The 22,288-nt window shown below is 72.6% G+C and carries 17 protein-coding genes; 10 read left to right on the forward strand and 7 right to left on the reverse strand.

What is annotated here, in order from left to right; all coding sequences use genetic code 11:
• Positions 1–9: 9 nt before the first annotated feature.
• The 3 genes from ACIP9H_RS31730 to ACIP9H_RS31740 all read right to left on the reverse strand — a co-directional run bounded on the left by ACIP9H_RS31730 (position 10) and on the right by ACIP9H_RS31740 (position 3,086).
• Entirely contained in the window at positions 10–1,659 is a 1,650-nt protein-coding gene (locus ACIP9H_RS31730; protein WP_401593124.1) for a carbohydrate binding domain-containing protein, read from the reverse strand.
• Positions 1,660–1,902: 243 nt separating this feature from the next.
• Entirely contained in the window at positions 1,903–2,574 is a 672-nt protein-coding gene (locus ACIP9H_RS31735; RefSeq protein ID WP_401593006.1) for a hypothetical protein, read from the reverse strand.
• Positions 2,575–2,852: 278 nt separating this feature from the next.
• Positions 2,853–3,086 carry a hypothetical protein gene (locus tag ACIP9H_RS31740; protein WP_360913559.1) on the reverse strand — a complete coding sequence of 78 codons (234 nt, stop codon included), beginning with the start codon at positions 3,084–3,086 and terminating at the stop codon, positions 2,853–2,855.
• 64 nt (positions 3,087–3,150) lie between these two features.
• Here ACIP9H_RS31740 and map point away from each other — a divergent pair, with 64 nt between their 5' ends.
• The 4 genes from map (at position 3,151) to efeU (ending at position 7,449) form a co-directional block, all read left to right on the forward strand.
• The gene (gene map / locus ACIP9H_RS31745; protein WP_401593008.1) at positions 3,151–3,999 is read left to right on the forward strand and encodes a type I methionyl aminopeptidase; all 849 of its coding nucleotides are present in this window, start codon (positions 3,151–3,153) and stop codon (positions 3,997–3,999) included.
• Positions 4,000–4,153: 154 nt separating this feature from the next.
• A complete protein-coding gene (efeO, locus tag ACIP9H_RS31750; protein WP_401593010.1) occupies positions 4,154–5,281 on the forward strand; it encodes an iron uptake system protein EfeO in 1,128 nt (375 codons plus the stop codon).
• 25 nt (positions 5,282–5,306) lie between these two features.
• Positions 5,307–6,560 (forward strand): iron uptake transporter deferrochelatase/peroxidase subunit, encoded by a 1,254-nt coding sequence (efeB, locus tag ACIP9H_RS31755; RefSeq protein WP_401962241.1) that lies wholly within the window; start codon positions 5,307–5,309, stop codon positions 6,558–6,560.
• A 16-nt stretch (positions 6,561–6,576) separates the two neighbouring features.
• Positions 6,577–7,449: an iron uptake transporter permease EfeU gene (gene efeU, locus ACIP9H_RS31760; RefSeq protein WP_401593014.1), complete on the forward strand. Its 873-nt coding sequence runs from the start codon at positions 6,577–6,579 to the stop codon at positions 7,447–7,449.
• Between the two features lie 744 nt (positions 7,450–8,193).
• On the opposite strand, the gene ACIP9H_RS31765 is transcribed toward efeU, so the two are convergent.
• Positions 8,194–8,925: a bifunctional DNA primase/polymerase gene (locus tag ACIP9H_RS31765; RefSeq protein ID WP_401593016.1), complete on the reverse strand. Its 732-nt coding sequence runs from the start codon at positions 8,923–8,925 to the stop codon at positions 8,194–8,196.
• A gap of 289 nt (positions 8,926–9,214) precedes the next feature.
• Between ACIP9H_RS31765 and ACIP9H_RS31770 the strand changes: the two genes are divergently transcribed.
• The gene (locus ACIP9H_RS31770; RefSeq protein ID WP_401593018.1) at positions 9,215–9,886 is read left to right on the forward strand and encodes a heme oxygenase (biliverdin-producing); all 672 of its coding nucleotides are present in this window, start codon (positions 9,215–9,217) and stop codon (positions 9,884–9,886) included.
• A gap of 15 nt (positions 9,887–9,901) precedes the next feature.
• On the opposite strand, the gene ACIP9H_RS31775 is transcribed toward ACIP9H_RS31770, so the two are convergent.
• Positions 9,902–11,287: a serine hydrolase domain-containing protein gene (locus ACIP9H_RS31775; protein ID WP_401962245.1), complete on the reverse strand. Its 1,386-nt coding sequence runs from the start codon at positions 11,285–11,287 to the stop codon at positions 9,902–9,904.
• A 126-nt stretch (positions 11,288–11,413) separates the two neighbouring features.
• On the opposite strand from ACIP9H_RS31775, the gene ddaH reads away from it, so the two are divergent.
• Both ddaH and ACIP9H_RS31785 read left to right on the forward strand, forming a co-directional pair.
• Positions 11,414–12,229: a dimethylargininase gene (ddaH, locus tag ACIP9H_RS31780; RefSeq protein ID WP_401593022.1), complete on the forward strand. Its 816-nt coding sequence runs from the start codon at positions 11,414–11,416 to the stop codon at positions 12,227–12,229.
• Positions 12,230–12,248: 19 nt separating this feature from the next.
• Positions 12,249–13,829: a phytoene desaturase family protein gene (locus ACIP9H_RS31785; RefSeq protein ID WP_401593024.1), complete on the forward strand. Its 1,581-nt coding sequence runs from the start codon at positions 12,249–12,251 to the stop codon at positions 13,827–13,829.
• A 557-nt stretch (positions 13,830–14,386) separates the two neighbouring features.
• On the opposite strand, the gene ACIP9H_RS31790 is transcribed toward ACIP9H_RS31785, so the two are convergent.
• The gene (locus tag ACIP9H_RS31790; protein ID WP_401593026.1) at positions 14,387–15,373 is read right to left on the reverse strand and encodes a small ribosomal subunit Rsm22 family protein; all 987 of its coding nucleotides are present in this window, start codon (positions 15,371–15,373) and stop codon (positions 14,387–14,389) included.
• A 386-nt stretch (positions 15,374–15,759) separates the two neighbouring features.
• Here ACIP9H_RS31790 and ACIP9H_RS31795 point away from each other — a divergent pair, with 386 nt between their 5' ends.
• A complete protein-coding gene (locus ACIP9H_RS31795) occupies positions 15,760–17,244 on the forward strand; it encodes a sugar transferase (protein ID WP_401962249.1) in 1,485 nt (494 codons plus the stop codon).
• A gap of 11 nt (positions 17,245–17,255) precedes the next feature.
• On the opposite strand, the gene ACIP9H_RS31800 is transcribed toward ACIP9H_RS31795, so the two are convergent.
• On the reverse strand, positions 17,256–18,206 hold the full coding sequence (locus tag ACIP9H_RS31800; RefSeq protein ID WP_401593030.1) for a GDP-L-fucose synthase family protein: 951 nt from the start codon (positions 18,204–18,206) through the stop codon (positions 17,256–17,258).
• Positions 18,207–18,301: 95 nt separating this feature from the next.
• On the opposite strand from ACIP9H_RS31800, the gene gmd reads away from it, so the two are divergent.
• Positions 18,302–19,315, forward strand: a complete 1,014-nt coding sequence (gene gmd / locus ACIP9H_RS31805) for a GDP-mannose 4,6-dehydratase (protein ID WP_401593032.1) — start codon at positions 18,302–18,304, stop codon at positions 19,313–19,315.
• A gap of 256 nt (positions 19,316–19,571) precedes the next feature.
• A complete protein-coding gene (locus tag ACIP9H_RS31810) occupies positions 19,572–22,280 on the forward strand; it encodes a LamG-like jellyroll fold domain-containing protein (RefSeq protein WP_401593034.1) in 2,709 nt (902 codons plus the stop codon).
• The last annotated feature ends 8 nt before the right edge of the window (positions 22,281–22,288 follow it).

Here is a 22,288-nt window from a genome sequence, read left to right on the forward strand (position 1 = left end):
GGCCGTGGATCAGCCGGTGAACCCGGCGGTGATCGAGGTGAACTGCCAGGTGCTCTGGTTGATGCCGGAGCAGTTGCTCACCACGCCGCCGCCGGCGCACGGCCGGTCGCGGTTGACGGCCCAGTAGGCGAGCCGCGCGATGTGGTGCGAGTTGGCCCAGTCCCGGATCTGGGTCCAGATCGCCGGGGTGGTGGTCTCCTGCTGGTCGCTGAGGCCGTTCATGCCGGACAGGCCCATGTGGGCGTAGGCGGTGGCGTCGTCCCAGCCGAAGGTGGACTTCAGCTTGGCCTTCAGCCCCTCGGCGGCGTTCACGGTGTTGCCGTACATGTCGGCGCCGCCGCCGAAGTCGAACGGCATGATCGTGAAGACGTCGATGTTGGCGCCGAGCGCGTTGGCCCGGTCGATGAGCCGGCCGCCCCAGTAGGTCGGGCCGGTCGTCGACGTGCCGAAGGTGAGGATCGTCCGGATGCCGGGGTTGTTCTGCTTGACGATCTTCAGCGCGTTGAGGATGCGGTCCTGGACGACCTCGGACTCGAACTCGTCGGTGTTCTCGATGTCGACGTCGATCGCCTTGAGCCCGTAGGCGTTGATCACCTGCTGGTAGGCACCGGCCAGGGCTTCGGGGGTGGAGCAGTTGGGGCCGAGCTTGTTGCCCTGCCAGCCGCCGATGGACGGGACGATGTCGCCGCCGGCCGCGCGGATGGAGTTGATGGTCGACTGGTCGACGCCGCCGGTCAGCGGACGGGAGCCGTCCCAGGCCGGGTTGCAGCCGCCGGAGGAGAGGATGAAGGCCATCGTGAACCACTTGACGCCGGTGGCGCTCATCACGCTGGTCGCGCTCGGCGGGTCGCCCCAGCCGAGGAAGAGGTAGGGCGCGGCCTGCTTGAAGCCGGTGCCACCGCCGCCGCCCGCGTTCGTGGTGACGCTCACCGCGTTGGAGGCCGCCGAGGTGTTGCCCGCGCCGTCGCGCGCCTTGACGGTGAAGGTGTACGCGGTGCTGGCGGCCAGGCCGGTGACGGTGGCGGAGGTGCCGGTCACGGTGGTGGCCAGGGTGCCGCCGCGGTAGACGTCGTAGCTCGTCACCCCGACGTTGTCGGTGGAGGCGTTCCACGCGAGCGAGACGCTGGAGGACGTCTTGCCGGTGGAGGTGAGGCCGCTGGGCGCGGTGGGCGCCTGGGTGTCCCCGCCCCCGCCGCCGCCCGGCCCGTCGAGGCTGATGTCGTCGGCGTTGTAGGTGCCCTGGGCGTACCAGCCGTGGACGTACAGCTGCACGCTGGTCTGCGAGGCCCCGGTGGTGAAGGGGACCGTCAGCTGGGTGTAGGAGCCGGCGGACGGCGTCCAGGTGGAGGCGCCGCCGGTGACACCGAGGTAGACGTACGCGCCGCGCACCCAACCGGTGAGCGAGTAGGCGGTGTTGGGCTGCACGGAGACGGTCTGGGTGCACTGCGCGGTGTCGCTGCTGCTGACGGCGCCGGCCAGCGCCTTGGTGCCGCTGTGCACCGGGCTGCTGACGACGGAGCCGCCCGAGCAGGACCAGCCGGACAGACTGCCGCTCTCGAAGCCGGGGTTGGTGACGAGGTTGGCCGCCTGGGCGGTGCCGGGCAGGACGATCAGGGATCCTGCGGCGGCCAGGAAGGCGGCGGTGACGACGGAGAGGATGCGGGATCTGCGGGATCCCGGACGCGGGACTCGACGACGGAAGAGCACGTGACCTCCCAGTGGGGGACGGGGGGTTCGGGCGGTGCCGGGCAAGTGGTCTGGACCGTTGGTCTGGACCTGTAGTGCCGGATTGAAGCCGAGTGTCGTGCCCGCGTCAAGAGGTCCGGGCCACCGCCGCTTCCTGGTTCGGCGGCGGCCCGGACGGCTGGGTGATCGCCGGAGACCGGCGGAGGGGTCGGCCCGTCAGCCGACGCGCTCGATCCGCGCCTTCCGGATCAGGAACTTCCCGGGCTCGCGGACCTGCTCGAAGGCGGCGTTGTTCAGCAGCGCGCAGCTCCCGGACGGCGATGTCACGGTAACCGTCGTGGACTTGCCGTTGTCGAGGTTGGTCACCTTGAGCCTGGTGCCCATCGGGAACTGGTTGCTGGACGCGGCCGGGGCGCCCGCCTCGCCGGACAGCGTCACCGTCGAACCCGGGCACACCACCTGGCCGGTCACCGCCCCCGCGGGCGGCGCGGCGGGCGGCTGCTGCGCCTGGCCCTGGTTCTGCCCCTGGCCCTGGCCCTGCCCCTGACCCTGCCCCTGGCCCTGGCCCGCGGGCGCGGCGGGCGCCGCCGGAGCCGCCGCCGCGGGAGCCCCCGGGGCCGCGCCGCATCCCGAGGCCTGGCGCTGCACGTTGATCTGCGCGATGACCGCCTCACGGTTGGCGATCCGGGCCGCCGACTGCGCGTCGGGATTCGCCCGCTGCCCCGCGATGAAGGCCTGGTTGTTGCGAATCGCCTGGTCGAGGCCGTCGCACACCACGGAGGCGTGACCGCTGGCCATGGTCGCCACGGCGAAACCGCCGGCGAGCGTCGCCGCGCCCGTCATCAGCGCGATCTTCTGCTTGGTCCCGAGCCTGCGTTTCCTGGACATGGGGCCCCTTTCCTCCGGTTCGTCAGGTTTTCTCGGGCTTCGTCCGACCTGCCGTGGTCGGATCCGGTCCGCATGTCCTGTGAAACGGAGCGCCCTTGGTCTGAACCTCAATACGTTCGAAACCTCGGACGGGAAAGGGGCTGATGTGCTAGACGCGAGTGGCCGCCGGGTGGTCCGGGCCGGTCCGCCGGGACTGGCCAATCGGGTGACGCGGCGGGGGGCGCGGAGGAGTCCTGCCGCCGCACCCCCGCGCCGTGCGCCCGGCAACGGCCGGTCGCTCAGTCGCCCTCGTCCTCGCGCGGCTGGTCCTTCCACCGCGGGTCGTTCTCCCACTGCAGGTTGCGCTCGGCGGCGGTCTCCATCGCGCGTTCGGCGTCGGCCCGGCTGGGGTACGGCCCCATCCGGTCCTTGGCCGGGCACTCCGGGCCCTCCTCCACCTTTCTGTGCTCGATGCAGTAGAACCACTCGCCGGGCTTCCCGGCCGGCTTGCGGACCCTCCTGAACGGCGCCATCGCTCCTCCTCGTACGACATCCTGCCGCCATGCTGCCCGACCGGCCGCCGATACACTCGCTGACATGTCTGTCCTGGTGCCCGGCAAGCTCTCCCCCACGCGTCACGTCCCCGCCTCGATCCCGCGGCCCGAGTACGTGGGCCGTCCGGCCCCGCAGCCGTACGACGGGCCGGAGGTGCAGTCCGCGGAGACCGTCGAGAAGATGCGCGTCGCGTCCCGGATCGCCGCACGGGCGATGGAGGAGGCGGCGAAGGCCATCGCGCCCGGGGTCACCACGGACGAACTGGACCGGATCGCCCACACCTACATGTGCGACCACCAGGCCTACCCCTCGGACCTCGGCTACCGGGGCTTCCCCAAGTCGCTGTGCTCGTCCATCAACGAGGTCATCTGCCACGGCATCCCCGACTCGACCGAACTGCGCGACGGCGACATCGTCAATCTCGATGTGACGGCTTTCATCCACGGGGTGCACGGCGACACCAACGCCACCTATTTCGTGGGCGAAGTCGCCGAGGAATCACGGCAGTTGGTGGACCGCACCCGGGAATCGCTGAATCGCGCGATCAAGGCGGTCAAGCCGGGCCGGCAGATCAATGTGATCGGCCGGGTGATCGAGTCGTACGCCAAGCGCTTCGGGTACGGCGTGGTGCGCGACTTCACCGGCCACGGCATCAACACGTCCTTCCACTCGGGCCTGATCGTCCCGCACTACGACGATCCGCGCGCCACCACGGTGATGAAGCCGGGCATGACCTTCACCATCGAGCCCATGCTGACGCTCGGCACCCACGAGTACGAGATGTGGGACGACGGCTGGACGGTGGTCACCAAGGACCGCAAGCGCACCGCGCAGTTCGAGCACACCCTGGTCGTCACGGAGACGGGCGCCGAGGTACTGACCCTGCCCTGAGCCCCCCGCCCGACCCGCACACCGCCACGCCCCTTCATTACTCTTTCTTTACTCAATAGTGGGCAAGGCGAGATGAGGCTTGGGTAAGTTAGGCAAGCCTTTCCACAGAAAGGCTCACCTAAGTCCTCGCCTCACCGATCCGCCAGGAGCCTGTATGTCCGCCGTCCGCATGTCCGCAGTAGCCGCCGCCGGCATAGTGGTCGCCGTCACCGCCGTGACCGGGTGCGCGGAGAAGGCGGACAGCGCCTCCTCGGACGCGATCACCGTGACCGCCTCGGACACCGCATGCGACGTCTCCAAGACCACCTTCCCGGCCGGGCACGTGCAGCTCGCCGTGGAGAACAAGGGCTCCAAGGTCACCGAGGTCTACGTCTACACGCCCAGCGACAAGATCGTGACCGAGCGGGAGAACATCGGCCCCGGCACCAAGGCCACCATCACCGCCGAGATCAAGGCCGGCTCCTACGAGATCGCCTGCAAGCCCGGCATGCAGGGCGACGGCATCCGCCAGAAGATCACCGTGACCGGCAAGGGCGCCGTCAAGAGCGACCCGCGCCTGGACGCGGCCGTCGCCGCGTACCGCAAGTACGCCCAGGAGCAGGCCGACCAGACCATCCCGGTGGTCCAGCAGTTCGCCGACGCCGTCAAGGCCGGCGACGTGGAGAAGGCCAAGTCGCTCTTCGCGCCGTCCCGCGTCGGATGGGAGCGCACCGAGCCGGTCGCCGAGTCCTTCGGCGACATCGACCCCCTGACCGACACCCGTGAGGACGGTCTGGAGGACGGCCAGAAGTGGACCGGCTGGCACCGGCTGGAGAAGTCCCTGTGGAAGGACAAGAAGGCCGGCGCCGAGGAAGGCACCCTCGCCGACCAGCTCGTCACCGACCTCAAGGACTGGCAGACCCGCGTCGGCAAGGCCGAGATCACCGCCACCAGCATGGCCAACGGCGCCAAGGAACTGCTGGACGAGGTCGCCACCGGCAAGATCACCGGTGAGGAGGACCGCTACTCCCACACGGACCTGTCGGACTTCCAGGCCAACGTCGAGGGCGCGCAGAAGGCGTACGAGCTGCTGAAGCCGGTCGCCGCCGAGAGCGACCCGGCGCTCACCTCCGAACTGGACAAGCAGTTCACAGCCCTGACGGGGCTGCTGGGCAAGTACCGCAAGGGCGACACGTTCGTCTCGTACGACACCGTCGGCAAGGCCGACCGCAAGGAGCTCTCGGACGGCGTCAACGCGCTGGCCGAGCCGCTGTCCAAGCTCGCCGCGGCCGTCGCCAAGTAACCGTCACCACAAAGGACTGGGGAGCATGTCCGAGGAAACCACCACCTCGCGGCGCACACTGCTCGGCTGGACCGGCGCCGGGGTCGTCCTCGGCGCCGCCGCGGCCGGCAGCGCCGTGGCCGCCGTGCGCACCGGGAACGACGTGCAGCCCGCGGCCTCCGCGGGCAGCGCGATCGCCTTCCACGGCCCGCACCAGGCCGGCATCACCACCCCGGTCCAGGACCGGCTGCACTTCGCGTCCTTCGACGTCACGACCGAGGACCGCGAGGAACTGATCGCGCTCCTGAAGGAGTGGACCGAGGCCGCGCGCCGGATGACGCAGGGCCGGCCGGTCGGCGAGGGCGCGGTCGGCGGCCTCGCCGAGGCCCCGCCGGACGACACCGGCGAGGCCCTCGGCCTCCAGCCCTCCCGGCTCACGCTGACCGTCGGCTTCGGCCCCTCGCTCTTCCGCGGCGCCGACGGCAAGGACCGCTTCGGGCTCACCGGGCAGCGCCCCGAGGCCCTGGTGGACCTGCCGAAGTTCCCCGGCGACAACCTGGACGCGAGCCGCAGCGGCGGCGACCTGTGCGTCCAGGCCTGCGCCGACGACCCGCAGGTGGCGGTGCACGCCATCCGCAACCTGGCCCGCATCGGCTTCGGCAAGGTCGCGATGCGCTGGTCGCAACTCGGCTTCGGCAAGACCTCCTCCACCACGCCCGACGAGCAGACCCCGCGCAACCTGATGGGCTTCAAGGACGGCACGCACAACGTCGCCGGCTCCGACAGGGCCGCCCAGGACAAGCACGTGTGGGTCCCGTCCAACGACGGCCCGGCCTGGATGGCCGGCGGCTCGTACCTGGTGGCCCGGCGCATCCGGATGCACATCGAGACCTGGGACCGGACCTCCCTGCGCGAGCAGGAGGACGTCTTCGGCCGGACCAAGGGCGAGGGCGCCCCGCTCGGCAGGAAGCACGAGCGCGACACCCCGGACTTCAAGGCGATGAAGCCCGACGCGCACATCCGCCTCTCGCACCCCGACAACAGCGGCGTGACGATCCTGCGGCGCGGCTACTCCTTCACCGACGGCACCGACGGCCTCGGGCGGCTGGACGCCGGTCTGTTCTTCATCGCCTACCAGCGCGACGTGCGCGACGGCTTCATCCCGCTGCAGATGCGGCTGGCCAAGACCGACGCGCTCAACGAGTACATCCAGCACGTGGGTTCGGCCGTCTACGCCGTACCGCCGGGCGTCCGGGACTCCGGCGACTGGTGGGGCCGCGCGCTCTTCGGGAACAACTGAAAGGAAGTGACGGCGGGTGTTCGGCAACTACCTGATCGGACTCCGTGAGGGCCTGGAGGCCAGCCTGGTCGTCTGCATCCTGGTCGCCTACCTGGTGAAGACGGACCGCAAGGACAAGCTGCCGCCGGTCTGGCTCGGCGTCGGCGCCGCGGTGCTGCTGAGCCTCGGCTTCGGCGCCGCGCTGCAGTTCGGCTCCTCCGAACTCACCTTCCAGGCGCAGGAGGCGCTCGGCGGCTCGCTGTCGGTCATCGCGGTCGGCCTGGTGACCTGGATGGTGTTCTGGATGCGGCGCACCGCGCGGCACCTGAAGGCCGAACTGCACGGCAAGCTCGACGCCGCGGTCGCCATGGGCACCGGCGCCCTGATCGTCACCGCCTTCCTCGCGGTGGGCCGCGAGGGGCTGGAGACCTCGCTGTTCATCTGGACCGCCGTGCAGGCCACCGACGACGGCGTACGGCCGCTGGTCGGCGCGGCGCTGGGACTGCTCACGGCCGTGGTCCTCGGCTGGCTGTTCTACCGCGGCGCGGTCCGCATCAACCTGGCCAAGTTCTTCACCTGGACCGGGGCGATGCTGGTCGTCGTGGCGGCCGGCGTCCTCGCGTACGGCTTCCACGACCTCCAGGAGGCCGACTGGCTGCCCGGACTGGGCTCGCGGGCCTTCGACATCAGCACGACGATCCCGGCGGACTCCTGGTACGGGACGCTGCTCAAGGGCGTGTTCAACTTCCAGCCGGACCCGACCTGGCTCCAGGTCGCGGTCTGGGCCCTGTACCTCGCGCCGGCCATGTTCTTCTTCCTGCGCCCCGGCCGCCCCGCCGCGCCGGCGGCGCGCGCCGGTTCCGGCGAGCGAGTGCCTGAGGGGGCACGGCCCGTCGGCGACGGGGGCTGACGCCCGTAGGCGTGGGTCCGTCGGCTCCCGGCCCTGCGGGGCCGGGCCCATGCCGCGCCGCGAGCGCGGCACGCGGGGGCTTCGTGCCGCCGGCACCGCGTGCGGCGGCAGGCCGGTCGTACCGGGGCACGGCCCTTCCGTGCCTCGCACCACACGGCGCGCGGCTGGGCAGGGCATGCGACCTTGCCCCGGATCCGGCGGCGGGCCGCGCTGCTCTTCCGTGTCTCGCTTCGAAGGCCCGAGGCGCCACGGCCGCCGGGCTGCGGTCCTCCTCCTCGCCGCGAGGATCAATACCGGCACCACACACTGACGACAGGCAGCGGATCCAGCGGCAGGCCCGTCCCGGCAGCCACATGCCCAGCCGGACCCCGAACTTCTGCGCCACGCTCCACACCGCGCCTCGACAACGGAAACCGCGACAGCGGCAAAGCGCCACAGCCGGGCGCCGGCCCTCCTTGCCGCGAGCATCACACCGCGCCCATCGACCCCGGCGCCAAGACCCTGGCAACGAGCAGCGGATCCAGCGGCACGCCGGTCGCGGCAGCCACATGCACGGCCGAAACCCGGACTTCTGCGCCTGGGCAACGGGAACCGCGATGGGCCGGACCGCACAACAGGCCCGTCCCGGGGGTCAAGCGACACAGCCGGACGCCGGGCTTCCGCACCCCGCACGGGCCGGGGCCGGCGGCACGGCGGCGTGACGGGCACGTGCCGGGAAGGCTCACCGCCGCCGGGAGGGGCGGCTCAGGCGATCCAGCCGGCCGTTTCGGGCTCGTGCTCGACCTGGGCGCAGGCGTCCGTCAGGACGGCGAGCAGTGGCAGGGGGTCGGGCAGCGGGCGGTCGGGGCCGTGGCCGGGCAGCCAGGTGACGACGGCGCCCGACGGCAGGCGCGAGGGCGGCATCAGCACATAGCTGGCGCGGCAATGCCAGCGCAGGCCGGGGTGCTCGTCGAGGGTCTCGGGGTGGCAGTCCAGTTCGCAGGGCCACCACTCGTCCTCGTCGGCGGTGGCGCGGGTGCCGGTGAAGAACAGGGTCCGGCCGTCGGAGACGGCCACCGGCCCGGTGGCGGCACCCTCGGCGGCCAGGCGTTCCAGGGCGATCCGGCCGGCCTCGGCGGGGACGTCCAGGACGTCGTGGGCGATGCCGGTGGCGGTGATGAAGTTCGCGAGCGGCTCGGTGCGCAGCCAGCGGCGGATCGCCTCGGGGTCCGTGGTGGCCTGGGTCTGCCAGGCGAAGGAGACGGGGTGCCGGCCCGGGGTGGGGCAGCCGATCCGGTCGCAGGAGCAGCGGTAGCCGGACTCGGCGGAGGGGTGCGCGGCGAGGGCCAGTGGCAGGCCGGCCTCGGCGGCCGCGAGCAGCAGGTCGTCCCGGTCGCGGGCGCCCGGGGTCCGCTGGGCGAGGGCGTCCTCGCCGTCGGCGTCCCGCTCCCCCGCTTTCCGGCGCAACCAGCCGGACAACCTGCCCTTGGTGACCATCGAGCCCCTTCCCTCGCCCGTGTGAACCCTCGCTCCACCCTACGTAACGAAGGAAAAGACGTGAGCGGAATCCACGGATGGTGGAATTCCATCCTGCGCCCTGTACGGATCCGGTTTGCACCCGGGGTGCCCGGAAGGTCCCCCGAAGGGGGGATGGGTGCCCGCAAATGACCCCATACCGCCCCACCGGGACGTAGCCTGGTTTCCGACAGGCTGTCGGCAAGCCCATTGACTAAGGCAAGCCTAAGTGGGCACGATTCCTGCACGGCCCGACCGCAGGAGGCTCCCCTTGACGACCGCCGGCCCCTCCGGAGCGCCACCGTTCTCCACCGTGATCCGCGCCGCCTCCCACGACCGCCACACCGAGGCGGAGAACTCCACATTCATCGGCGACCTGCTCGGCGGACGCCTCGGGGTGGCCGCGTACGCCCGGTACACCGAGCAACTGTGGTTCGTCTACCGGGCCCTGGAGGACGGGGCCGCGGCGCTGGCCGGCGACCCCGTCGCGGGCCCGTTCCTGCGGCCGGAGCTGCCCCGGGTCGCCGCGCTCGAACGCGACCTCGGCCACCTGCTCGGCTCCGGCTGGCGGGAGCGGGCGGCGGTCCTGCCCGAGACCGCCGCATACGCCGCCCGCATCACGGAGACGGCGCGCGACTGGCCGGCGGGCTATGTCGCCCACCACTACACCCGCTACCTCGGCGACCTCTCCGGCGGCCAGGTCATCCGCGGCATCGCCGAGAGGACCTGGGGCTTCACCCGCAAGGGCGACGGCGTGCGCTTCTACGTCTTCGAGGCGATCGGCAACCCCGCCGCCTTCAAGCGGGAGTACCGGACCCTGCTGGACGCGCTGCCCGCCGGCGAGCTGGAGAGGCAGCGCGTCGTGGAGGAGTGCCGCCGGGCCTTCGCCCACAACTCGGCGGTCTTCGCCGCGCTCGGACGGGAGTTCCCGCTCACCGCCTGAGCGCGTACGGCTCCCTCATGCCCCGTGCGCCCCCCAGCCGGCCGGGTCGACGCCGCCGGGCACCGGGGCGGCGGGGTCGTAGGGGGTGCGGGTGAGAACGAACGTGCCGACGTCGAGGTGGGTGACGGTGCCGTCGGCCGAGCGGACCACGCGCAGCGTCTCGCCGTCGTAGTAGCCCTCCAGCCCGGTCCAGGTGCCGTCCGGTTCGGCGCGGAAGCGGGCGCCGCGGCCGCCGCCGGGGGTCGCGGGGGCGAGTTCCAGGTCGCGGCCGGCGGTCAGCCGCAGCACGTGCGGGGAGGTGCCCCAGTACCAGGGGCCGGTGAGCGCGAGCAGTTCGGGGTCGGGGTCGGAGACCGGGCGCCAGGGCTCGGGGATGCGCGGCTCGTGCTCGGTGACGATGCGCAGCAGGTCCCGTGCGACCACCCCGGTCTGGGCGCCGGTCGTGGAGTTGGCGAGGACGACGGCGCCCACCTGCTCGGCGACGTCGCACCACAGCCCGGCCACGAAGCCCGGCATCGAGCCGCCGTGCCCGACCAGCGGCCGCCCGTCCGCCGCCGCCGTCAGCTGGAGCCCGAGGCCGTGGTCGCCGCCGGGCGCGGCGGGCCGGCGCATCTCCTCCAGGGTGGCGGCGGACAGGACGGCCTCGTCGCCCGCGGCCAGGAAGGCGGCCCAGCGGCACAAGTCGTCTGCCGTCGACCACAGTTCGCCCGCCGGTGCCATCAGGCCGGTCTCGTGCACGGCCTCCGGCAGCATCAGTTCGGCGTACGGGTGCACGGCCCAGCCGCCCGCGTGCGGGGCCTGCGGGCGGCGGGTGGTGCGGGCCATGCCGAGCGGTTCGAGCACCTGGGACCAGAGCAGTTCGTCCCACGGCTGCCCGTCGTGGAGCCGCTCCACGACGGCGCCGAGCAGGGCGAAGCCCGGGTTGGAGTAGTGGTGGCGCTCACCGGCCGGGTGCAGCCGGGCGTGCTCGCCGAGCAGCCCGTCGATGTCGGGGCGCAGCCCACCGGGGGTCCGTTCCCACCAGGGGCCGGGCGGCTCGGAGGCCAGTCCCGCGGTGTGCGCCAGGAGTTGACGGATCGTCACCCCGGTCGCGGCGGTGGCGCCGAGATGCTTGTCCACCGCGTCGTCCAGCCCGAGGCGTCCCGCGTCGCGCAGCCGCATGACCAGCACGGCCACGAAGGTCTTGGTGATCGAGCCGATCCGGTACTGCGTGTCGCCGTCGGGCGCGTGCCCGTCCACGCAGGACCGCGCGCCGGTCCACAGGGTGCGGCCGTCCCGGACGACGGCCGCCACGAGGGAGGGCGTGCGGGCGGTGGACTGGGCGACCGCGATCCGGTGCAGCAGGGCACGGCGGGTCCCGGGGAGCAGGAGGTCGTCGGAGGCGGTGCTCGGTGTCGGCATGCGCTCACCCTAGAGGCCGCCCACCAGGGCCGAACGGGCATTTTTCGGTCCGCAATCCGGTGCGCGACGTCCGCCGCGGGTCCACCATGTGCACAACGGCCTCAACCACACCGTGAGGAGCCTTCATTGAGCGCAGCGCGAACCGCTTCGTTCCGGCGGTACCTGATGTGTCCCCCCACGTACTTCCGGGTCACCTACTCCATCAACCCGTGGATGGACCCCGCCAAGCCGGTCGATCCCGCGCTCGCCCTCTTCCAGTGGGAGGACCTCCGCGACCGGTACCGCTCGCTGGGCCACGCCGTCGAGATCCTGCAGCCGCTGCCCGGCCTGCCGGACATGGTGTTCGCGGCGAACGGCGCGACCGTGGTGGACGGACGGGTCTTCGGCGCCCGCTTCGCCAACATCGAGCGCCAGGCGGAGGCCCCGGCGCACCGCGACTGGTTCCTCAGCCGCGGCTACACCCACGTCCACGACCCGCAGCACATCAACGAGGGCGAGGGCGACTTCGCGGTCACCGAGAGCTGGCTGCTGGCCGGCAAGGGCTTCCGCAGCAGCCCGCTGTCGCACTCCGAGCTCCAGGAGTACTTCGGCAGGCCCGTGATCGGCCTGGAGCTCACCGACCCGCACTTCTACCACCTGGACACCGCGCTGTGCGTGCTCTCCGGCGACGAGATCATGTACTACCCGGACGCCTTCTCCCCCGGCAGCCGGTCGGTGCTGCGCCGGCTCTTCCCCGACGCGCTGGTCGCCACCCGCGACGACGCCCTCGCCTTCGGCATGAACTGCGTCAGCGACGGGCTGAACGTCCTGGTCCCGGCCGCGGCGAAGGGGCTGCTCAAGCCGCTGCGGGAGCGCGGTTTCGAGCCGCTCACGGTCGACATGTCCGAACTGCACAAGGCCGGCGGCAGCGTGAAGTGCTGCACCATGGAGCTGCGCGACTGACCGTGATACGAAGGGGCCCATGGTTCAGCAGCCGCAGCCGCCGCGGTCCCACCGGCCCCTTCGGACCACCTACGACGCCGTGATCGTGGGCGGCGGCCACAACGGCCTGGTCGCCGCCGCGTACCTCGCCCGGGCCGGCCGCTCCGTACTCCTGCTGGAACGGCTGCCCTCGACCGGCGGCGCCGCCGTCTCGACGCGGGCGTTCAGCGGCTTCGACGCGCGGCTGTCGCGCTACTCGTACCTGGTGAGCCTGCTGCCCCGGAAGATCGTCGACGACCTGGGGCTGCGCTTCGCGGTGCGGCGGCGCCGGATCTCCTCGTACACCCCGCACGGGGACGGCGGCCTGCTCGTGGACGCCGGGTCGGCCGCCCGCACCCGGGAGAGCTTCGTGCGGCTCACCGGCTCCGACCGCGACTTCGAGGCGTGGCAGCGCTTCTACGGGATGACGCAGCGGGTCGCCGAGCGGGTCTTCCCGACGCTGACCCGTCCGCTGCCCTCGCGCGGCGAGCTGGAGCGGATCGTGGACGACAAGGCGGCCTGGGAGCAGTTGTTCGAACGGCCGCTGGGCGAGAGCGTCGAGGCGGCGTTCGACGACGACGTGGTGCGGGGCGTGGTGCTCACCGACGCCCTCATCGGCACCTTCACGCACGCCCACGACCCCTCGCTGCTGCAGAACCGCTGCTTCCTCTACCACGTGATCGGCGGCGGCACCGGCGACTGGGACGTGCCCGTCGGCGGCATGGGCGCGCTCACCGACGCCCTGGCGGACGCGGCGCGGGCGGCCGGGGCGGAGATCCTCACCGGCACCGAGGTCACCGCGATCGCCACGGACGGGACCCGGGCGGAGGTGGACTTCGACGGCGGCCGCGTGTCGGCCCGGCACGTCCTGGTCAACGCCTCGCCGCACGCCCTGGCCGGACTGCTCGGCGAGCCCGCCCCGGACCGGCCCGAGGGCGCCCAGCTCAAGGTCAACATGCTGCTGCGCCGCCTGCCGCGGCTGCGGGACGCGGACGCGGACCCGCGCGAGGCGTTCTCCGGCACCTTCCACATCGCCGAGTCCTACAGCGGGCTGCAGAGCGCGTACGAGGAGGCCGCGGCCGGGGCGGTGCCCACGGCCCCGCCGTCGGAGATCTACTGCCACTCGCTGACGGACCCCACGATCCTGGCCCCCGGGCTCGTCGCGGAGGGCATGCACACCCTCACCCTGTTCGGGCTGCACGCTCCCGCGCGGCTCTTCGCGGCCGACCCCGCCGGGGCGAAGGACGCCCTGCTGAGGGCCACGCTCGCGCAGCTGGACGCGGTGCTCGCGGAGCCGCTGGCGGACTGCCTGGCGGTCGACGCGGACGGGCGGCCGTGCATCGAGGCCAAGTCGCCGCTGGACCTGGAGCGGGAGGTCGGCCTGCCCGGCGGGCACATCTTCCACCGGGACCTGTCCTTCCCGTACGCACGGGAGGACAGTGCGGACGGCGAGGACGCCGGCCCCTGGGGCGTCGGGACGGCCCACGCCAATGTGCTGCTCTGCGGCGCGGGCGCCGTGCGGGGCGGCGGCGTCAGCGGCATCCCGGGCCACAACGCGGCCATGGCGGTGCTGGGCGCCTGACGGCGCGGGACCGGGGTGGGCCGGAACGGCCCCGGCCCCGCGGCGGCGACGCGCCACGCCGCGGGCACACCGGCACAGGGCTCGCGACATCCAACACGAAGGTTCAGCCCGGCGCCCAAGCCCGCCACGCAACGCGACGCAGCCGGAACGCCCCCACCGGCTACTCCGGCCGCGTCCAGGGGCGGCCACGCGTCGCCCCACGCCACGTCCCGCGCCGCCCGGTACAGGGCGCCCTGCCACTCCGGCGTCGGCCCGGGCAGGAAAGTGGCGCAGCCGAACCGTCCACGTACGGCAGCGACCCGCCCTTGGCTGGACGGGGCGACGACCCGCGCCCGGCGGGCCCCCTCCCGGACCGGCTACTCCTCAGCCGCCTCCGGGGGCGGCCAGACATCACCCCAGGCCGCGTCGCGCGCCGGTCGGTACGGGGGGCGTGTCATCCGCTCCGGCGTCGGCCCGGGCAGGAAAGTGGCGCAGCCGAACCGTCCACGTACGGCAGCGACCCGCCCTTGGCTGAACGGGGCGACGACCCGCGCCCGGCGGGCCCCCTCCCGGACCGGCTACTCCTCAGCCGCCTCCGGGGGCGGCCACGCGTCGCCCCAGGCCACGTCCCGCGCCGCCCGGTACAGGGGGCCCTGCCGCTTGCTGACCGTGGTGCGCCGCAGCCCCTCCTCGACGGTGCACAGGTCGATCAGCACCTGCCCCTTGCGGATCTGCGGGTGGCGCACCACCCGGTCCGGCGCGGGCCCGGCGGGGAAGCGGGCCGCGGCGACGTAGCTGAACTTCTCGTCCTCGTAGGGCAGCGAGCCGCCCTTGACCTGGCGGTGCAGCGAGGTCCGGGCGACGCGGGCGGCGAAGTGGCACCAGTCGGGGGCCTGCACCGGGCACGCCCCGTCGTGCGGGCAGGGCGCGAGGACGTGGAGGCCGGCCGCGACGAAGGTGTCGCGGGCGGCGAGCACCCGGGCGTAGCCGTCGGGGGTGCCCGGTTCGACGACGAGGACGGCCCCGCGCGCGGCCCGGGCGGCCTCGGCGACGACGGCCTCGCGGTCGGCGTCGGCCAGTTCGCCGATGACGTACGAGAGCGTGATCAGGTCGGCCTCGGGGAGCCGCGCCGCGGTGCCGAGCGGCGCCTTCACCCACTGCGCCTGCCGTACGGCCTCGTGCCCGGCGGCGGCGGCCAGGTCGCGACCGAGGGCGAGGGCGGCGTCCGACCAGTCCAGGACGGTGCTGGTGTGCGTGCCCTCGTCCCAGGCGTCGGCGACGGCCCAGGTCGCGGCGCCCGTGCCGCCGCCCACGTCGAGGTGGCTGTCCGGTGCCCACTCCCCTGCCCGGTCGCGGAACTCCGCGAGCGCCGCGGACACGGCCGCGTAGGTCGCGGGCATGCGGTAGGACGCGTAGGCCGCCACGTCGGAGCGGTCGCGGAGGATCGGCGTGCTGCTGGGCGTACGTCCCCGGTAGGTGGCGATCAGGCGGTCGACGGCCTGGGCGGCGCGGCCCGGGGGGAGCCCGTCGAGGAGATCGGCGAGGGCGGCATGCAGAGTGGACACAAGGGACAAGGGTAAGGGCCGCTTCCGCACCGCCCGCCCGGCCGGGCGGCGCCCCCCGGGTCGCCGTCCCCCGCCGCGCGTCACCCGGACGGCCGAACGTGCGGACGATCGTTCGCCGGTCCCCCGGGTCCGGCCCGCGACGGGCAAACCCACCGGTTGATCTCCACAGGCCGCAACACAGGCGCAATCAGCCACAAAAGGGCGAACGCTTCACTGGAGTGGTCAGATCCAGCCGAACGTGAACTTCAGGACAACGGACCTCCGAAATTTCGTAAACCGCAGCGAACGTACAACTGTTTGGCATAGCGTTCCGGCTTACTACGGCACACCGCTGCTTGGGGAAGTGGCAGGCGTGCCCACTTTGTCGCGTTGTGCCAGGGGGGTCCATGCGGCGGGTCGGTACACCCAGTTCGGAAGAGATACAAACAACTCCCGCGCAGGGCCGCGCCGTCGCGGCACCGCACGGATCGAGCGACAAGGCGCGCTGGTACCTCCCGGTGGCACTCGTCACCGACGCGGCCGGGGCCGGGGTCCCCGTCGAGCTCGTCTTCGACGCCACGGGCCAGCCGCACCCCCTGCTCTGCGCGGGGACCGCGGCGCTGTCCTGGGCCTGTGTGCAGGCCGGGCGGCACCGCTACGCGAGCCGGGTGCTGGGCGAGTCCCGCAGCGCGCGCTCGGTGCTCCACGACTGGCTGATCCTGCTGGGCGTGCTGGCCATGGTCCGCACCGTGGTGGGCGAGGCCTCCGAGCCGCTGGTGGCGCTGCTGGCGCTCACCCCGGGGCTGCTGCTGACCGCCGCCTGCCGCAAACTGACGTACCACCACCTGATCGCCTCGCGGCGCGTGGCCCACGCCGTGCGCCGGGTGCTCGTGGTGGGCGAGCCCAGCGCGGCGGACTACGTGGTCGACCATCTCGCGGCGCGCACCGACCACGAGTACGTGGTGGTCGGCGCGGTCCCGGTCGGCCTGGCCAACCTGGAGTGCGGCGCCCCGGTCGCCGCCCGGCTGGACTCGCTGCCGCCGGCCCGTCCGAGCGGCGACTCGGGCGCGGTCCTCGCCGCCGCCCGCGAACTCGGCGCGGACCTGCTGCTGGTGGCACCCGGTCCGCGGATGGCCGGGGAGCGGCTGCGCCGGCTGTCGTGGGCGGTGCACGACGCGGGGGTGCCGCTGGCCGTCCTGCCCGGTCTGACCGATGTCTCCGAGCGCCGCGTGGAACTCGCCTCTGCCGCCGGGCTCACGCTCCTGCACATCAGCCCGCCGGTGCGGCGCGGGGTGCAGATCACCCTCAAGTCGGCGCTGGACCGGGTCGGGGCGGGGGTCGGGCTCCTGCTGCTCTCCCCGCTGTTCGGGCTCATCGCGGCGGCCATCCGGCTGGGCTCCAAGGGCCCCGTGTTCTACCGGCAGATCCGGCACGGGCTGGACTGCGTGCCGTTCACGATGTGGAAGTTCCGCACGATGGTGGCCGACGCGGACGACCGCAAGCCGGAACTGGCGCCCGCCAACGAGAACGACGGCCTGATGTTCAAGATGCGCCGCGACCCCCGGGTCACCCGGGTCGGACGCATCCTGCGCCGCTGCTCGCTGGACGAACTGCCCCAGCTCCTCAACGTTCTACGGGGTGACATGTCCCTGGTGGGTCCGCGTCCGCCGCTGCCCGAGGAGGTCGCGCGCTACGACGAGGTCGAGCTGCGGCGGCTGGCGGTCAAGCCGGGCCTGACCGGCCTGTGGCAGGTCAGCGGGCGCTCCGAGCTCTCCTGGGACGAGACCCTCCAGCTCGACCTGCGCTACGTGGACAACTGGACGTTCACCAGCGACGTCGACCTGATGGCCCGTACGCTCCGGGCCGTCGTCGACGGCCGCGGAGCGTACTGATGCCCAGGGGCTCAGTCCGCGCCGTGCTCCCGCCACCAGGCATAGGTCGAGGCGATGCCGTCGCGCAGGGCGATCTCCGGCTTCCAGCCGAGGCCGGTCAGCCGGGAGACGTCGAGCAGCTTGCGCGGGGTGCCGTCGGGCTTGCCGGTGTCCCAGACGATGTCGCCCTCGTAGCCGACGACCTCCCGTACGGTGTCGGCCAGTTCGCGGATGGTGAGGTCGGCGCCGCAGCCGATGTTGACCGGCTCGTCGCCGTCGTAGGCGCTCAGCAGCAGCGCGCAGGCGGCGGCGAGGTCGTCCACGTGCAGGAACTCCCGGCGCGGTGTGCCGGAGCCCCACAGCACCACCTCGGGGGCCCCGGCCGAGCGCGCCTCGTGGAAGCGGCGGATCAGGGCCGGCAGCACGTGCGAGGACGCGAGGTCGAAGTTGTCGCCGGGCCCGTAGAGATTGGTCGGCATGGCGGAGACGAAGGACGCGCCGTACTGCCGCCGGTAGGACTGCACTTGGACGATGCCCGCGATCTTGGCCAGCGCGTACGCCTCGTTCGTCGGCTCCAGCGGGCCGGTGAGCAGGGCGTCCTCGCGGATCGGCTGGGGTGCGTGCTTGGGGTAGATGCAGGACGAGCCGAGGAAGAGCAGCCGGGCGACCCCGGCGGCGTGCGCACCGGCGATCACGCTCAGCTGGATCCGCAGGTTGTCCTCCAGGAACTGCACCGGGTAGGTGCTGTTGGCCATGATGCCGCCCACCTTGGCGGCCGCCAGCACCACCGCGTCCGGGCGGGTCCCGGTCAGGAACGCCTCGGTGCGCGCCGCGTCGCGCAGGTCGAGCTCGTCGCGGCCGCGGGTGACCACCTCGTGGCCGTCGGCCTCCAGCCGGCGGACGAGCGCCGATCCGACCAGTCCGCGGTGGCCCGCGACGAAGATCCGGGCACGCTCCGGCAGGGTTGCGTTCGCTTGGGTCATGACAGGCGATTCTGCCAGCCCGGGTCACCCCATAGGGGCTGAACCCAAACATCTGTACGCAAAGGAAACATATCCGACCCCAGGGGGGACAGCGCATGGGCAAGAGCGCCCTGATCACGGGTGTCACCGGCCAGGACGGCTCCTATCTCGCGGAGCTGCTGCTGAGCAAGGGCTACACGGTGCACGGCCTCGTCAGACGGTCGTCCAGCTTCAACACCGAGCGGATCGACCACATCTACCAGGGACCCCAGGAGGCGAATCGTTCCTTCACGCTCCATCACGCCGACCTCTCCGACGGCGTGGCCCTGGTCAACCTCCTGCGCGACCTGCGCCCCGACGAGGTCTACAACCTGGGCGCGCAGTCCCATGTCCGCGTCTCCTTCGACGCCCCGCTCTACACCGGCGACGTCACCGGCCTCGGCTCGATCCGGCTGCTGGAGGCCGTGCGCGCCAGTGGCGTCGACACCCGCGTCTACCAGGCCTCGTCGTCCGAGATGTACGGCGCCACCCCGCCGCCGCAGAACGAGCGGACGCCCTTCCACCCGCGCAGCCCCTACGGCTGCGCCAAGGTGTACGGCTACTGGGCGACCGTCAACTACCGCGAGGCGTACGACATGTTCGCGGTCAACGGCATCCTCTTCAACCACGAGTCCCCGCGCCGCGGCGAGACCTTCGTGACCCGCAAGATCACCCGCGCCGTCGCCCGCATCAAGGCGGGCCTGCAGGACCGGCTCTACCTGGGCAACCTCGACGCGGTCCGGGACTGGGGCTACGCGCCGGAGTACGTCGAGGCGATGTGGCTGATGCTCCAGCGCGACACCCCGGACGACTACGTGGTGGCCACCGGGGAGGCCGCCACCGTACGGCAGTTCCTGGAGACCTCCTTCGCGCACGCCGGCCTCGACCCGTCCGAGTACGTGCGCTACGACCCCAAGTACGAGCGCCCCAGCGAGGTCGACGCCCTCATCGGCGACGCGAGCAAGGCCGCGGACCTGCTCGGCTGGAAGCCCTCGGTGCGGGTGGACGAGCTGGCGCGGATCATGGTCGACGCGGACTGCGAGCAGGTCGCGCGGCAGCTCGCGGGCGCGACCGTGCGCATCGACCGCTGACGCGGCCGCCGGGCTCCCGGCGGCTCCGCGCTGCGCCCCTCCCCGGCCCGCACCTGGCCATATCCGCTTGCACAGGGGCGAATTCCCCCTCGCAGATGTCGGACAGGGAACATCCGGCCGGGTATGGGGTGAACACAATTTCGTCAAACTTTCTACCGGCCCTGTTCGCACACCCCTACGCTGCGGTCCACAGGCGGGCGATTGGGCCGCTTGTGGACGAGTGGGCCTTGGGGGGCACATGCGAAGACTTGGGGCAATGACGGCAGCCGGTGCGCTGGTCGCGGGCGCGCTGGCCGGGGCGGGGGTGGCGGCGGCGCCCGCCGCGACGGCGCTCACCTCGCCGGTGGCCATGACCGCCGACGACCTGCCGACCTGGCAGACCAACGGCATCGTCTGGGCGATGGCCCAGGCGCAGGGGGTCGTCTACGCGGGCGGCACCTTCTCCACCGTCCGGCCGCCGGGATCGGGGCCGGGCAGCAACGAGCAGCCGGCGGTGAACTTCGCCGCCTTCGACGCCTCGACGGGCGCGCCGACCGGCTGCAAGCTGTCGTTCACCATCGGCGCGGGCAGCACGGCCACCGTGCGCGCGCTGGCGGTGTCGCCGGACGGCGGAACGCTCTACGCGGGCGGGTACTTCAGCGCCGTCAACGGCGTCCAGGTCAACAGCCTGACCGCCGTCGACCTGTCCACCTGCACCCCGATCGCCTCCTTCCACCCGGCGGTCTCCGCGACCGTGCGGGCGCTGGACGCGACCGCGGACACCGTCTACGCGGGCGGTGACTTCACCACGGTCGCCGGGCAGTCCCGCCGCTACTTCGCCGCGCTGACCTCCTCGGGGTCCCTGACCTCGTGGAACCCGGCCGGCGACAAGCCCGGGCGTGCGGTGCAGGTCACCCCGGACGGCGACCACGTCATGATCGGCGGGGACTTCGACACGATCGGGGGCGCCGACTCGCACGCCCTGGCGGTCGTCGACGGCGCCGACGGGGCGCTCACGAAGGCGTACCCGATGGGCTTCTTCCCGGCGACCTCGGTCGTCAAGGACATCACCCGGGACGCCACCGGCCTCTACGCGGGCAACGAGGGCACCGGCGGAGGCGTGTTCGACGGCCGCACCGCCTTCGACGCCGGCAGCTTCGACCAGCGCTGGCGCGACACCTGCCTGGGCGCCACCCAGTCCGTCGAGGTCTACCAGACCGTGCTGTACAGCGGCTCGCACGCGCACGACTGCAGCAGCATGGGCGAGTACCCCGACCAGCGGCGCAAGCACCTGCTGGCGGAGTCGGTGACCGATCCGCACCTGCTCGGCTGGTTCCCCGACACCAACGACGGGCTCGGGGAGGGCATCGGCCCGCGCGTGATGGCCGTCTCGTCGCGGAACAGCACCGACTACCTGTGGGTCGGCGGCGAGTTCACCACCGTCAACGGCAGCGCGCAGCAGGGCCTGACCCGCTTCGCGTCCGGCCCCGACACCGGCAACCCGACCACGCCGGAGGCCGGGGCGGCCAGTCTGTCGGCGGGCAAGGCCAAGGTGACCTGGCAGGCGAGCCTGGACAACGACGACAGCGTGCTGACGTACAAGGTCTACCGGGACGGGGGCGCCACCCCCGTGTACACGACCACCGCCACCTCCATGCCGTGGGTGCGCCCGCAGCTGAGCTTCACCGACTCCGGTCTCACGCCCGGTTCCACCCACAGCTACCGGGTGTCGGCCGGCGACGGGACCAACACCAGCCCGCTGTCCTCCACCGCCACGGTGACCGTCGCCTCGGGCAGCAACAGCTACGCGGCCGCGGTCCTGGACGACGGGGCCGCCCTGTACTGGCGCTACGACGAGACGGGCGGGACCTACGCCGCCGACGCCTCCAGCGCGGACGACAACGGCGACTACGTCGGCGCCCCGTCCTACCGGCAGACTCCCGCCGCGGTGACCGGGCCCAGCACGGCGATCGGTTTCAACGGCTCCAACCAGTGGGTCTACAGCGACCGCAGCCACACCCGGCCGGCCACCTTCTCCGTGGAGTCGTGGTTCCGGACCACCACGACCTCGGGCGGCAAGATCGTCGGCTTCGGCAACTCGACCACCGGCACCAGCGGCCAGTACGACAAGCACGTCTACATGACCAACGACGGCCGGCTGGTCTTCGGCGTCTACACCGGGGCCACCAACACCGTCACCACCGGCGCGTCCTACAACGACGGCGACTGGCACCACGTCGTCGCCACCCAGGACGGCGGCGGCATGAAGCTCTACGTCGACGGGGCCCTGGCCGGCACCAACCCGCAGACCGGCAACGAGAACTACACCGGCTACTGGCGCGCGGGCGGGGACAACCTCAACGGCTGGCCCCTGCAACCCTCCAGCAACTACTTCAACGGGCAGATCGACGAGACGGCGGTCTACCCGGCCGCGCTGACCGCCGCCCAGATCGCCCACCACTACGAGCTGGCCAGTGCGCCCGCCGACACGGTGACCACGCTGACCGCGACCGAGGACACGTACGTCAACGCCGGTGCGCCGTCCACCAATTACGGCACCTCCGGCTCGCTCGCGGTGCGCGGCAGCTCGGCGTACCTGACCTATCTGCGCTTCAGCCTGCCGGCCGCCCCGGCCGGCCAGACGCTGAAGAGCGCGTTCCTGCGGCTCACCACCAGCACCGACCCGGCCGCCGGGACCAACGACACCGCCAACGTGGTGCCGGTGACCGGCGCCTGGACGGAGACCGGGGCCACGTACGCCAACCGCCCGGCGCTGTCCTCGACGGTGCTCGGCAGCCTGACGGGTGCCACGGCGATCTCCACGGCGTACGCGGTGCCGCTGGACGCCGCCCAGCTCAGCGGGGCGCTCGGCGGCTCGTACGGCATGGCGGTGACCAGTACCGGGACCGACGCGCTGTGGCTGTGGTCGCGGCAGGCGCCGTCCTCGGCGAACGCGCCGAGGCTCGTGCTGACGTTCGGCTCCTAGCGGGGCAA

Source organism: Streptomyces sp. NPDC088732 (assembly GCF_044751205.1).
GTDB lineage: Bacteria > Actinomycetota > Actinomycetes > Streptomycetales > Streptomycetaceae > Actinacidiphila.